The 14,211-nt window shown below is 47.8% G+C and carries 7 protein-coding genes; 5 read left to right on the top strand and 2 right to left on the bottom strand.

The genetic code is table 11. The features are described 5' to 3' along the window. Positions 1 to 14 precede the first annotated feature (14 nt). Positions 15 to 3,011 (top strand): translation initiation factor IF-2, encoded by a 2,997-nt coding sequence (infB, locus tag DYU05_RS18990; RefSeq protein ID WP_117384739.1) that lies wholly within the window; start codon positions 15 to 17, stop codon positions 3,009 to 3,011. 283 nt (positions 3,012 to 3,294) lie between these two features. Here the strand turns inward: infB and DYU05_RS18980 are convergent, their stop codons facing one another. Further along, positions 3,295 to 5,913, bottom strand: coding sequence for a ligase-associated DNA damage response DEXH box helicase (locus DYU05_RS18980; protein ID WP_117384737.1), 2,619 nt, complete (start codon positions 5,911 to 5,913; stop codon positions 3,295 to 3,297). A 64-nt stretch (positions 5,914 to 5,977) separates the two neighbouring features. On the opposite strand from DYU05_RS18980, the gene DYU05_RS18975 reads away from it, so the two are divergent. Next, a complete protein-coding gene (locus DYU05_RS18975) occupies positions 5,978 to 6,568 on the top strand; it encodes a hypothetical protein (protein WP_117384736.1) in 591 nt (196 codons plus the stop codon). A 62-nt stretch (positions 6,569 to 6,630) separates the two neighbouring features. Here the strand turns inward: DYU05_RS18975 and DYU05_RS18970 are convergent, their stop codons facing one another. Then, entirely contained in the window at positions 6,631 to 9,489 is a 2,859-nt protein-coding gene (locus DYU05_RS18970) for a M16 family metallopeptidase (RefSeq protein ID WP_117384735.1), read from the bottom strand. 170 nt (positions 9,490 to 9,659) lie between these two features. Here DYU05_RS18970 and DYU05_RS18965 point away from each other — a divergent pair, with 170 nt between their 5' ends. The 3 genes from DYU05_RS18965 (at position 9,660) to DYU05_RS18955 (ending at position 14,198) form a co-directional block, all read left to right on the top strand. After that, entirely contained in the window at positions 9,660 to 11,729 is a 2,070-nt protein-coding gene (locus DYU05_RS18965; RefSeq protein WP_117384734.1) for a PAS domain-containing sensor histidine kinase, read from the top strand. A gap of 75 nt (positions 11,730 to 11,804) precedes the next feature. Beyond that, positions 11,805 to 13,409: a Na+/H+ antiporter gene (locus DYU05_RS18960; protein WP_117384733.1), complete on the top strand. Its 1,605-nt coding sequence runs from the start codon at positions 11,805 to 11,807 to the stop codon at positions 13,407 to 13,409. 66 nt (positions 13,410 to 13,475) lie between these two features. Further along, positions 13,476 to 14,198 (top strand): SGNH/GDSL hydrolase family protein, encoded by a 723-nt coding sequence (locus DYU05_RS18955; protein ID WP_117384732.1) that lies wholly within the window; start codon positions 13,476 to 13,478, stop codon positions 14,196 to 14,198. The last annotated feature ends 13 nt before the right edge of the window (positions 14,199 to 14,211 follow it).

Raw genomic sequence — 14,211 nt, 5'->3', positions numbered from 1 at the left:
AGAAAATTTAATAAATGTCAGAAGACAAATCAATAAAGTTAATAAAAGCGGTAAAAGAACTCAACATTGGGATGGGTACTCTTGTCGACTTCCTGGCTACAAAAGGCTTCAAGGTGGACAAACATCCGATGGCCAAGCTGGACAGCGACATGTACACTACATTGCTGAAGGAGTTTGCTGCGGATAAAGTAATTAAAGAAGAAGCAAAGCAAATAAGTATTGGTAAGATACGGAAGGAAGAGCCGCTAACAGCGACTGATAAACCTGCCGAAGCACCACGCCGTTCCCGTGATTTCGAGAACGAGGAGATACTTATTAAAAACACCGGGCACTATTCGGCACCTGCTGCCGAAAAGCCAAAGCCTGCTGCTGAGCCTGTTGCTGCCCCTAAGGCGGCAGAGGAACGCACAGACGGTTTGCCCGGCGTAAAGGTGGTAGGTAAAATAGACCTCAACAACCTAAATGCTAAACCGGCTGTTGCTGCTGAAAAGCCTGCCGAGCCTGCTAAACCTGCCGCTGTAGAAGCGCCTAAAGCACCGGAACCGCCAAAAGCGGCCGGACCTGTTGCAGAAGCACCGAAAGCAGAAGTGCCTGCACCCGTGGCTGAACCACCTGTTGCAGCACCTGCCGCTGTAGAAGCGCCAAAAGCACCGGAACCGCCAAAAGCGGCTGAGCCTGTTGCTGAAGCGCCAAAAGCGGAAGCACCTTCACCTGTGGCTGAAACGCCTGTTGCAGAAGCGCCAAAAGCGGAGGCACCTGTAGAAGAGGAGAACGAAGTTATTCGCGCGAATGCTGAGCGCCTGTCAGGACCGAAGATCATTGGCAAGATACAATTGCCGGTAGAAACACCTAAACGTGGTGGTCCTGTTGCTTCGTCATCTGCTAACAATCCTAACAGTGCCGAAAATAAACGTAAGCGCAAGCGTAAAGAGGGTGGAAACGCTCCTCAACCACCGCCAAGCGGAACAATCAATCCTAATCGCCCGGATTTCAGGAACCGTCCGCCGCAGCAAGGTGGCCCGGGTGGTGGAAACCGTCCCGATTTCAGGAACAACCGTAATGCTCCGCAAAGCACCGGTCCTAAAGAAGAACCAACAGAAAAAGATATACAAGACCAGATCAAGGCTACACTTGCACGCTTAAGCGGAGCAGGGAAGTCTGGCAAGTTTGCGCAGCGTGCAAAGTTCCGTCGTCAAAAACGTGATGATGTTGCTGCAAGTGCTGAAGAACTGGCAATGGAGCAGGATGCTCAGTCGAGGGTGTTAAGGGTTACGGAGTTTGTTACCGCAAACGAACTGGCCATAATGATGGATGTATCTGTAACGCAGATCATCTCTACCTGTATGAGCCTGGGTATGTTCGTATCCATCAACCAGCGTTTGGACGCCGAGACCCTGAGCATTGTTGCAGATGAGTTTGGCTACCAGGTAGAGTTTGTAAAACCACAGGACGAAGAAGCCAACCTGGACATGCCGGATGATCCGGACCAGTTGATACCGCGTGCACCTATCGTAACCATTATGGGTCACGTCGATCATGGTAAAACATCGCTGTTGGACTTTATACGCAAAACCAACGTAATTGGTGGTGAAGCGGGTGGTATAACTCAGCACATTGGTGCTTACGAGGTTACCCTCCCTGGCGACAAAGGAAAAATTACCTTCCTGGATACACCTGGTCACGAAGCGTTTACCGCTATGCGTGCAAGGGGTGCACAGGTAACAGATATTGTTATTATTGTAATAGCTGCAGACGATAGCGTGATGCCGCAAACCCGCGAGGCCATAAACCACGCGCAGGCTGCCGGTGCGCCAATCATCTTCGCTTTCAACAAAATTGATAAACCGGGCGCTAACGCCGATAAGGTACGTGAGCAGTTATCTGCCATGAACATATTGGTAGAAGAATGGGGTGGTAAATACCAAACACAGGAAATTTCTGCAAAAACCGGTTTAAATGTTGATCTGCTGTTAGAAAAAGTATTGCTGGAAGCCGAGTTACTTGAGCTTAAAGCTAACCCTAACAAACGTGCGGTAGGTACCGTAATTGAAGCAGCGCTTGATAAAGGCCGCGGAATTGTTACCACCATATTGGTACAGGCAGGCCGCCTTAAAGTGGGCGACCCGATACTTGCAGGCTGTTACAGCGGGCGTGTAAAAGCGTTGACCAACGAACGTGGCCAGCGTGTAGAATCTGCAGGCCCGTCTACACCGGTACAGGTGTTGGGTATGCAGGGTGCGCCAACCGCGGGTGATAAGTTTAACGCGCTGGATAGTGAGGTTGAAGCACGTGAGATTGCCAACAAGCGCCTGCAGTTGCAGCGCGAGCAAGGTTTGCGTACGCAGAAACACATTACGCTTGATGAGATTGGCCGCCGATTGGCAGTTGGTAACTTTAAGGAGCTTAACATTATTGTTAAGGGTGACGTGGATGGATCTATCGAAGCGTTATCAGACTCGTTACTGAAACTCTCTACCGAGCAGATACAGGTTAACATTATCTCCAAAGCAGTTGGTCAGATCTCCGAATCAGACGTATTGCTGGCTTCTGCTTCAGACGCTATCATCATTGGTTTCCAGGTACGCCCTTCAGGCAGTGCCCGTAAGCTGGCTGAGGCTGAGCAGATCGATATCAGGCTATACTCCATCATTTACGACGCGATCAACGAGATCAAGGCGGCGATGGAAGGTATGCTTGCACCAACCTTTGAAGAGAAGATTGTTGCAAACGTGGAGATCCGCGAAACCTTCAAGATCAGCAAGGTCGGCACAATTGCCGGCTGTATGGTACTGGATGGTAAGATTACCCGTAACAGCAAGATCCGCATCATCCGCGATGGTGTTGTAGTGCACACCGGCGAACTGGCTTCACTTAAACGTTATAAAGACGACGTTAAAGAAGTTAACCAGGGTTACGAGTGCGGTTTGAACATAGCCAATTACAACAACATAGAGGTAGGTGACATTGTGGAAGCCTACGAAAATGTAGAAGTAAAAAGGAAACTGGCTTAAGCAGTTCCTCTAAATATTACAGAGGCTGTCCCAAAAAGGGCAGCCTCTTTTTTTGTGCTTAAGCGATTTTTTATTTACCTGTAATAAATAGTATTACTTGCAAATAAAAGTGAAAATAGCTTGTAAAATTGGTGTGGTTTTTAAAGGTAGCTGCGGGCGTTTTGTTTAAAAAACTGCCTGATTGGTGTTGTTTCGCACTTTTTTCAAAGTTCCTGAAGGCAGTAAAAAAGGTGTTAAAATTGCATCGGCACAAAAAAAGCTGAACACTTTTGAACACTCGTCCCTAAAAACCCTTCTTCCGTATAACACCAACACGACGGGGCTTTGGCGCGATCTTGCCGGCGTCTTCTTCGTCAACATGGTACCGCCGTGCCATTTTAGCAATACGTTCTTCCATCGTTTCTGTGGTGAGCTTTTCACGGCCAAGGCTGTCAACCATTATCGGGAAAGCAAATGGCGTAGGGCGTTCAATCACCTTTAAAACAATGCTTTGCTTTTGTATACGCTGCAGGGCGGCCCTTAGGCGAAACTCTTCAAGCTGAAAGGCAAGGGCTTCATTGTAAGCCTGCCGTACCAGCAGATTGTCGGGTTCGTACTCGTTAAATACCTCAAACAACAGTGATGTAGAGGCCTGTAAATGCTTGTTCTTGATCTGCTGCCCCGGGTAGCCGGTGAATACCAACCCACCAATGTGCGCAATATCCCGGAAGCGACGCCGGGCCATTTCGTTGGCATTAAGGCTGTTCTGGATGTCTTCTATCAGGTTGTTAATGGAGAAGAAGTCGGCATCTTCCAATGCTTCTTCAATAGGGATATCTTCGTCGGTAAGCAGTTCAAACCCATAGTCGTTCATGGCGATAGAAAAGCTGGCAGGCCTTATACGCGATATGCGGTAAGCCAGCAAGCTGGCCATGCCCTCGTGTACCAGGCGGCCCTCGAAAGGGTAAAACAGCAGGTGATGACCTTCTTTGGATTTAAACGATTCTATTAAAAACTCGTGGCTTTGCGGAAGGTGCGATAATTGGCTTTGCAGATCAAACAATGGTTTTAGCGCCTTAACTTCTATATCCTGTTCTATGCCGTGTGCCACCTCGTCCAGCTTATCGCGGAATACCGCCGAAAGTTGAGATGATAACGGCATCCTGCCCCCTGCCCAGCTTGGGATTAGTCCTTTAGTTGCCTTTGATTTTTTTACATAGGCGGTCATGTCCTTCACTTTAATAAACTCCAGGCTACGACCCGCGAACCAGAAAGTGTTTCCGGGTTTTAGTTTAGAAATAAAACCTTCTTCTAAGGTGCCCAGGCTCCCGCCGCTGAGCCATTTTACACGTATGCTTAGCTCACTGGTAATGGTACCAATGCTCAGGCGATGACGCATGGCCACCCGGCGGCTGTTTACTTTAAAAAGGCCGTTTTCCACTTCCACCTTCAGAAACTCGTCGTACTGCGCAAGGGTTTTGCCACCGCTTACAATAAAGTCCAGCAGTTTGTTGTATTCATCACGGCGCATGTCTGCAAAGGCAAAGGTGCTCTTTAGTTCGGCAAACAGTTCATCAGCCCTAAAGCCATCCGAAACCGCCAGCGTTACCATGTACTGTATCAGCACATCGAAGGTAAGCAGCATCGGGTCCCGGCTCTCGAACACGCCTTTCTTTATGGCATCTTTTAAGGCGGCACCCTCCAGCAACTCAAGCGAGTGGGTAGGCACAAAGTACGCTTTAGATATCGCCCCTGGGTGGTGGCCGCTACGGCCGGCACGCTGCATAAAACGTGCTACACCTTTAGGGCTGCCTACCTGTACTACGGTATCCACCGGCCGGAAATCCACCCCGAGGTCGAGACTGGAGGTACATACCACCACCTTTAAGGCTTCGGCATGCAGTGCCTGCTCTACCCAGTTGCGTAGTTCGTTATCCAGGGAACCATGGTGCATAGCCATAATGCCTGCGTATTCAGGGTAGTTATCAATTATGGCGTGGTACCATATCTCACTCTGTGAGCGGGTATTGGTAAATATCAGCGTAGTCTTACTTTTGGCCACAATCTCCATCACCTGCGGCAGCAGCTTAACTCCTATGTGGCCAGCCCACGAGTAGTTCTCTATATTCTCCGGGATTACAGATTCTATCACCAGGCGCTTATCAATTTTAGCCCTTACCATCCTGATCTGGTCCGGTGGGAAATCGTTCCCGAGCAGTACCTCAGCTGCCTGTTCCAAATTGCCGATGGTTGCAGAAATGCCCCATATCTTGAGTTGGCGATTTAAAGATCGCAGTTGGCGGTTTGCAGTTTGCGGTTTAATCAATTCAGTTGATTGAACACTGCTTATTGCAAACTGCTGGTCGCCTGATGCCAACTTCTTCAGCCTACTCAATCCAAGTTCTACCTGTACGCCGCGCTTGGTGCCCAGCAGTTCGTGCCACTCATCGCAAACCAATACCTGCAAACCCTGGAAAACTTTTGCATATTCTTTTTGGGCAAGCATCAGGTGCAGGCTTTCAGGCGTGGTTAGCAGTACTTCGGGTAGTTTTCTCTTCAACGAGGCTTTATCTGCGGCAGATGTGTCGCCGGTACGGGTAAGTATCCGCCAGGGCATACCCAATTCGTCGCATACTTCCTGCATCGCTTTGCGGATGTCGTTAGTGAGTGCGCGAAGCGGCGTGATCCACAGCATCAGCAAACCGTTGTTGTTTTTGGTTTGATAAGTGTCTGGATGCTTGTTGATGAAATCGGCGAGGAATGGCAAAAACAGCGCAAATGTTTTACCACTGCCTGTAGGCGCATTTAGCAGACCGGAGTAGCCGGAGAGGTAAGCTTCCTCCATCTCACGCTGGAACGGAAACTGTTTCCATTGCTTCTGTTTATACCATTGCTGAATGACCTGCTGCCCTTTTGAATTCATCGTGCTAACAAAACCCCTTTTCTGAAGTTATATATCAACCGTAAAATACTCAAAATGTTATAATATGAAAATCTGCGGATATATACTGGTGTTTACAGTTGTTTTTTTTACAACTGCCTGCAAGCAAAAAAGCGGAAAGCAGATGGCTGATGTGCCCGACACCACCGAAGTTAAAGCAATACCAGCAGAGCAGTTAATAGAACCCGGCGTAAGCATTGGGCATATAAAGCTTAATAGCAGCCTTGATTCGGCAGCCAGTACACTTGGCCGGCCGGATTGTAGCGATGCAGCTATGGGTAGTGCCCTTTATACCTGGTATGCAGACCATGATACCACCAAATACAAAACCAGCATATTTGCTCACCGCAACATGGGGGGTAAGGATGAAGCCGTACAGCGGATAAAAAAAATATTGGTGACCTCACCCTGGTTTAAAACCTCAGAGTACATCAGCACAGGAAACACGCTGGCCGACATCAAAAAATACTACACCCTTAAACAAGGAAATAACCACAATGCGCAGGGGCAAACTATACAAACTTATACAGATACAGAAAAAGGAATTTCTTTCGAGATCAATCCCTCCGGTAAGTGCGTGGGCATACTGGTGTATCAGCCAAACTCATCTGCCGACGCGTCTATAAATATGCACTAGCAAACTACTTCGATACAATATTAAACAAGAATGCCCGGTACAACCGGGCGTTCTTGTTTAGGTTACTTCTTTTCAGGCATCAATATCAGCTTGATAAGGTTACTGCTATTGAGGTATTTTAAAGCAGTTGCCTTAGTGCTTGCCGGTGTCACCTGGTCCAGGTGACTTACATGGCTCAAGATATCGTCGGGGTTTTGGCCGTTTTGCGCGGCTGCACCCAGGTATCCTGCCCAAAAAATGTTATCCTTAAGCTGCACCTGGGTAGAGCGCGCTTCTTCAGCTACAAACTTTTGAATATCGGCAGGCTGTGCTCCGTTAAGCTTCAGTTTGCTTATCTCATCCATTGTTGCAGCAATAAGTTTATCAACATTGGCGCTGCCGCAGGTAAAGTATATTGTAACGGTGTACCTAGCGGATGGCAGCTTGTTGTAAGCAAAACGCACCCCCGGCGCGTAAACGCTGCTTTCCTGCTCCCGCAAGCGCTCCGTTAGCTTAATGTTGAGCACCTCTTCAAGGGCATCCATCTGCAGGTTGTTTGGCTCGCTGTAGTCGTATTTGCCGCTAAACACCAGCTGAACAGTAGCTTTATCATCAATGCCCTTATAAACTGTTTTGGTGATCTGTCCTTCCGCTGGGTGGATATTGAGATCACGGTACGTTTCTTTTTTATTAGTTGAAGGAAGGCCACCTAAATAAGCCTCTATGTAAGGTTTTAACACTTCCGGGTCAAAGTTCCCCACGAAGGTAAAAGTAAACCCGCTGGCGTCACTAAAACGATCTTTATAGAAGTTGTACGCCTTGTCCAGCGTTGCTGCGTTCAGGTTTGCAGTGGTGGTAACCATGGAGCGAAAGTTATTATTGCTGAGTGCAGCCGCAACCGTATCCTGGAACACGCTACCGGGATCTACCCCACGGGTGGCCAGTATAGAACGTGTTTGGTTGATGTTGCCCTTCCAGATATCGGCATCTTTGCGTGGCTGAGTGAAATACAGGTAAATAAGCTGCATTGCTGTCTCAAAATCTGCAGGAGAGGCGTTAGCGTTTATACCTTGTGTGATATCGCTGATGTACGGGTTTACACTAACGTTTTTACCTGCCAACATTTTATCCAGCATGCCCTGATTAAAATCGGCAATACCGCTGCTGCCTATTATCGGCGCTGCCAGGTTGGCTGATGTAAAGTCCTGGTCGTTTGCAAGGGAGGTTCCGCCAAAGCTGTAGCCGTTTATTAATACCTGGTTGTTCTTAAAGTCAGTTGGTTTAAGTATCACCTTTACGCCGTTTTGCAGCACGTAAGTGGTAGTTCCTATGGCTTCATCTTTAACTTCGCTTACTACTTTAGATCCTTCAGGCTTTTTCTCCATTAATGGACGAGTGGTAACGTTGTCCACGTAAGCCGTAACGTTTGCACCTGCGGAGCCAATCCACCCCAAAATTGTTTTGTCTGAGGGTAGTTTATCTTTATCAGCTTCCGGGCCTTCAACTATAATCACCCGATTTTGGTCACTAATGAATTTACCTGCTAAACCGTTCATTTCGGCAGTGCTAATGCGATTGATGTTCTCTGCTATAAAAGTATATTCAAACGCTATACCCGGTATAGCTTCACCGTTTAGGAAATTTTGACTGTATTCGCGTATAAAGCTGGTAGAATTGGTTTTATCGCGCTCATTGTATGCGTTTTGTATCTGCACCAGCATAGCTTGCTTGGCACGTTCAAGTTCGGTAAGCGTAAAGCCAAATTTACGGGCGCGCTCTGTTTCGCCAACTAATACTTTAACAGCATGCTCCAGGTCGCCTGGCTTTGATACCACGGTAGAAGAGAACGCGTCCTGATTGCCAATAGTAGCCGCATAGTTTGCACGCGCGTACAGGAACGGCGGCTCGGGCTTCTGCTGCAGCTCGTTAAGGCGCTCGTTGATCATGTAGTTAAACAGGTTCACGCGCAGGCTTTGCATGTAGTTTGCCTGTGTGCGGATGGTTGTTTTAGGGTGTTTAACAATTATTTGCGCCAGCGTATACGGGAACTCTTTATCTGTAGCAATCTTCACTACGGTGCCGGGCGTTGGCGGTACGGCGTAAACTACCCTTGGCTTTTCTCCAGCCGGATTTGCCAGCGACGAAAATTTATTTTTAATGTATTGTTCAACAGTTTTTACGTCAAAGTCGCCAACGGCAATTACTGCTTGCAGGTCTGGCCGGTACCAATCCTTGTAAAAGCTTTTTATGGTTTCGCTGGTAAAAGATTTTATAATGTCTTCTTTGCCGATAGGCAGGCGGGTAGCGTAGCGCGAGTTATTGGCAATTACCGGCAACGTTTGCTGGCTTAGTCGTTCCTGCGCGTTCTTGCCCCGAAGACGTGCTTCTTCAAGCACAACGCCGCGTTCTTTATCAATTTCAGAAGGATCAAAGCTGATCTGTCCTGCCCAGTTGGCTAAAATATTAAAGCCTTGCTGAAAGACCTCTGCGCTATCTGTAGGTAGCGGCAGCTGGTAAACTGTTTCGTCAAAAGATGTATATGCGTTAAGATCGGCGCCAAATCGTACGCCCGATTTTTGAAGGTAGTTTACCAGGTTGTTCTTAGGGTAGTCGCGCGTGCCGTTAAAGGCCATGTGCTCTACAAAGTGTGCAAGGCCCTGCTGCGCATCAGTCTCCAATACGGACCCTGCTTTTACTACAAGGTAAAGTTCGGCGCGGTTCTTAGGCTGCTCGTTATGACGGATATAGTAGGTTAAGCCGTTGGGCAGTTTGCCAATAAGCACGGATGGGTCTACCGGTAGTATGTTGCCGCGTACCTGGTCTGCCACGGGTACGGGTTTTTGTTTAGGGGATGGTGTAGGCTTTCTTTTAACCTGTGCAAAGCTGCCGCCGGCAATAAGCAGCGCCATTGCGGTTAAAGAAAGTTTTCTGTTAAAGTTCATAAATTAATTAAGAATGAGAGTGCTAAGATGCAAAACGAAAAATGGCTTTACAAATTGTTTTGGCTGATAAACACCTCTGCTGACGAAATTTTAGCATTTTAAAATACGGTTAAGTTTTACCATGTTTACCTGTGATAAGTTACCGGGCTCTCCTGGTACAACAATTATAAATGTCTGCAAGCGAAAATAAATTAATTACCGTTGAAGAGCAGTTCAAGCTGATGGCTGACGCAGCGCCGATACTGATGTGGTTAGCCGGAACTGATAAGCTTTGCTACTTTTTTAACAAAGGCTGGCTTACGTTTACCGGCCGTACAATGGAAGAGGAATATGGCAACGGATGGACAGCAGGCATACACCCCAATGACTTGCCGCAATGGCTGGAAAGTTATACAGTGTCGTTTGATACACGTAAGGAATTCAAGATTAAATATCGGTTGCGCAGGCATGATGGCCAATATCGTTGGATGCTGGACAAAGGCTCGCCAAGGTACACTGCTGATGGTACGTTTGCAGGTTACATAGGCTCTTGTACCGATATTGAAGAAGTAGCCGGTTTGCGGTCATCGACAGACAATATCACTCCGGCCGGAAGTTCATCGTTCGTAGCAACATTAGGTGATAAACTTGCAATCTCGAATGAGGAGCTCGCGGCAAGTAACGAGGAACTGGCATCAATGAATGAAGAGTTGAATGCTGCCAACGAACAGTTACAACTATCCCGGGAAGAACTTAGGGTTATTAACGCGAGCCTTGAAGGAAAAGTAGTGGCACGCACAGCAGAGCTGATAGCGGCCCAGTTGGAAGCGCTTAACCAGCGCGACCGTTTAAAGCGTTTCTTTTTACAGGCACCGGCGGGTATCTGCATCATGACCGGACCTGACCTGGTTTTTGAGCTGGTGAACACGTTTTACCACCAACTTTTTCCGGGCAGGGAACTGCTGGGTAAACCGGTACTGGAGGCCGTGCCCGAAATAAAGGATCAGCCTATATGGGACATTTTGCAAGGCGTTTATCATACCGGGACAACCTTTGAAGGTAACGAACTGCTGATACCGATGGCCCGCACCGATGATGGCCCTGTTGAGGAACGGTACTTTAATTTTATCTACCAGCCACAGCGTGACCTCCGCGATAATGTGAACGGCATACTGGTTTTTGTTATAGAAGTAACGGATACCGTATTAACAAAACGGGCAATACAGCGCAGCGCCGAGCAGTTTCAAATGCAGCTGGATGTGATGCCCCAAATCGCGTGGACCAACAAGCCCGACGGGGAAGTTGATTTTTATAATCAGCAGTGGTACAATTACACCGGCCTCGATTTTGAACAAACTAAAGCATGGGGATGGCGAGAGGTTATTCACCCTGATGACCTGCAATACAACCTGGACATGTATGGTAAGATACTAAGCGGGAACACGGGCGGCGAGTTTGAGATAAGGGAAAAGCGGGTAGATGGTGTTTACCGCTGGCACCTTGTACGGATGTTGCCCCTGAAAAATGAACATGGTGAATTAATAAAGTGGATGGGGACGGCTACCGATATACAGGACCTGAAAATGCTGCAGGCACAAAAGGACGATTTTATAAGCATTGCCAGCCACGAGCTTAAAACGCCGGTAACCAGCCTGCGTGCCTCGTTGCAGTTGCTCAACAGGATGAAGGATAACCCTGTTCCAAATATTTTTCCGAAGCTTATAGACCAGGCAAACCGCAGTGTTGAGAAGATTGTTGAACTGATTGATGACCTGCTGGATGCCGGCCGGCTAAACGAAAGCCAGCTAACCATCAACAAAAAACGCTTTAGAATAGCCGAGTTGATGGAGAACTGCTGCATGTATATCCGCAACGGTGGTAAGTACGAGCTGATTTTTCAGGGGGATAAAGATCTGGAGGTATACGGCGATGAACACCGGATAGACCAGGTGCTTAGTAATTTCATTAACAACGCCGTTAAGTATGCACCGGAATCAAAAGAGATATACCTTATTGCCGAAAGGCATGGCGACCACATAAAAATTGCTGTAAAGGATAACGGGCCTGGTATAGCACCAGACAAAATACCACACTTGTTCAGTAAATATTATCGCGCGGAGTACACCGGCTCCCAATTCTCGGGGCTTGGACTGGGTTTATACATCAGTTCGGAAATCACTAAAAGGCATGGTGGGAAAATTGGGGTAGACAGCCAGCTGGGGCATGGCAGCACTTTTTGGATTTTATTACCTGCAGCTTAACTGCCAACACGTTGCATTAGCGCGTGTAAACATTTATCTTGGCTTTCTGTTACCTGGAAATTCACGGCCGATCGTATGCACGAAATCTTGTTGCTTTGCCTGGGGCTTATCCTCAGTGTATGTTTTCTTATCGTACTGGCAAAAAAGCTGCGCATAGCTTATCCTATATTTTTGGTAATAGCGGGGCTGGCCATCAGCTTTATCCCGGGCATCCCGGTAATTAAGATTGATCCTGATATGGTATTTCTTGGCATATTGCCACCCATATTGTACGATGCCGCCCAGAACACCTCCTGGAAAGCGCTTTGGAAATGGCGTCGTATTATCATCGCTATGGCTTTGGGGTTTGTGCTATTCACTGCAGGCACGGTGGCCTGGGTAAGCTGGCTTATCATTCCCGGCTTTACACTGGCACAGGGATTTTTGCTGGGCGCTATTATCTCCCCGCCTGATGCGGCTGCGGCTACGGCCGTACTACAGTTTGTGAAATTGCCTAAAGGCATGGTATCCATATTAGAAGGCGAGAGCCTGCTTAATGATGCCACTAGCTTAACCGTGTTCAGGTTTGCACTGGCAGCTATCATCAGCAGTAATTTTGTGTGGTACAATGCTGCAGACGGTTTTGTGGTAGTGGTAATATCGGGCATTGCTATAGGCCTGCTGCTGGGGTTTGTATTTTATGCCATTTATCGCTGGCTGCCAACCAACAGCAACCTGGATATCGCCTTCGCGCTGGTACTGCCGTATATTATTTATCTCGCTGCAGAAACGGTGCACTCCTCGGGCGTTTTGGCAGTGGTAAGCGGGGGCTTGTTCGTCTCCTATAAAAACCATTACGTACTTACACATAGCAGCAGGCTTAAAGCAAATGCCGTATGGCCCTCTATCGTGTTCATTTTAAACGCGGTCATATTTTTTTTAATAGGCCTTCAATTACCGGCGATCATCGGCGGTATAGGGTCAATGTCGTTTTTGGACGCGCTCAAGATCTCTCTTATTATCACCGGGGTTGTTATTGTCTCCAGGCTGATATCGGCACTGTTTGCGGGTTGGTTCACCAGTTTTATTGGTAAATACATCACCGTGGCGCAAAGAAAACCCGGATGGCGAAATCCCCTCACTTTGAGTTGGATAGGCATGCGCGGTGTGGTATCGTTAGCATCCGCCCTGGCTATCCCGCTCATGATCAATGGGCACGCTTTTCCGCACCGTCAACTTATATTATTTATCACCTTCGTGGTCATTATTGTTACGCTTGTGGGCCAGGGATTTACCTTACCTGCTGTAATAAAGCTTGTAAAACCAGAGAACCTGCCGGATGAAATGACCGAAGAACACCAGGTGGTTAAAATAGAGCAAAAGATGCTGGCAGAAGCAGAAAAGGTACTTGGCGGGAAGTACAAGGACGATGTAGGTGCAAACGACCTGCTGAGCTGCAGGCTGGATATCATACGCTATAAGAAAGAACTGTATGAAGGCGCAGCGGGTGATGACCAGAAGCTGGCTGAGGCCAACAAAATGTTTAAGCGGTTTAAAGCCGTAATGGTAGACGTAATAGAAAGTGAGCGCAGCGCCCTCCACGCGTTCAGGACCACAGACGGGTACGATGATGATGTTATTACCAGAATTGAGAACCGGCTGGACCTTGAAGAAGAGGGGCTACAAGGTGAAGGCGATTAAAACTGTTAAATTATTAATCGGTTAAAAGAGAATACTAATTTTGGCGGGTAAGTCGCCATCCTGCATATGAAATTAAAACTGATATTACCCGCGCTGCTACTGTCTGCTGGTGTTTACGCACAGCAGGCTAAACCGGATACCGCTGCAAAAGCTCCTGCCGCAAAAGAAGACTTTAGTGACGATTGGGCCGACCTCCGACACTATGCGGCCGAAAACAAAACACTGCCTGCACCAACAAACAAGCGCGTTGTATTTTTGGGGAGCTCTATATTTGAGCGTTGGAAAGCGTTGGTGCCATCGTATTTTACCAACCCCGATTATATTGACCGCGGCATAAGCGGGCAAATAGCGCCGCAGTTGCTGCTGCGTTTCAGGCAGGATGTTATCAACCTTAAACCTAAAGCAGTAATTATACTGGCGGGCAGTAACGACATTGCCGGTTCGCAGGGGCATGTAACTACGGAAAGGATAATGGACAATGTGGCCAGCATGGTAGAACTAGCCAAGCTGCATCATATAAAAGTTATCCTGTGCGCTTACCTGCCGGTGTTTGATTACCCATGGCGTAAAGGCCTGCAGCCTGCAGAAAAGATTATAGCCCTTAACAAAGCTGTTAAAGCTTACGCCGCCGCAAATAATTTGATCTTGCTTGACTATTTTACACCTCTGGTGGACAGCCGCAACGGGCAAAAGGCCGAACTGACACTGGACGGCGTGCACCCCAATGTAGCCGGTTACCAGATAATGGCAAAAGTAACCGATGAGGCCATTGCTAAGGCATTAAAGTAAACCGATATTATAG

Origin of the sequence: Mucilaginibacter terrenus (genome assembly GCF_003432065.1) — a bacterium.
In the GTDB taxonomy this organism is placed as follows: domain Bacteria; phylum Bacteroidota; class Bacteroidia; order Sphingobacteriales; family Sphingobacteriaceae; genus Mucilaginibacter; species Mucilaginibacter terrenus.
This window is presented reverse-complemented; position numbering and strand designations above follow the sequence as displayed.

Excerpts from the sequence above, each read along its gene's own strand:
- DYU05_RS18970 (WP_117384735.1), bottom strand. The coding sequence starts at position 9,489 with ATGAACTTTAACAGAAAACTTTCTTTAACCGCAATGGCGCTGCTTATT.
- DYU05_RS18975 (WP_117384736.1), top strand. The coding sequence starts at position 5,978 with ATGAAAATCTGCGGATATATACTGGTGTTTACAGTTGTTTTTTTTACA.
- infB (WP_117384739.1), top strand. The coding sequence starts at position 15 with ATGTCAGAAGACAAATCAATAAAGTTAATAAAAGCGGTAAAAGAACTC.
- DYU05_RS18955 (WP_117384732.1), top strand. The coding sequence starts at position 13,476 with ATGAAATTAAAACTGATATTACCCGCGCTGCTACTGTCTGCTGGTGTT.
- DYU05_RS18960 (WP_117384733.1), top strand. The coding sequence starts at position 11,805 with ATGCACGAAATCTTGTTGCTTTGCCTGGGGCTTATCCTCAGTGTATGT.
- DYU05_RS18965 (WP_117384734.1), top strand. The coding sequence starts at position 9,660 with ATGTCTGCAAGCGAAAATAAATTAATTACCGTTGAAGAGCAGTTCAAG.
- DYU05_RS18980 (WP_117384737.1), bottom strand. The coding sequence starts at position 5,913 with ATGAATTCAAAAGGGCAGCAGGTCATTCAGCAATGGTATAAACAGAAG.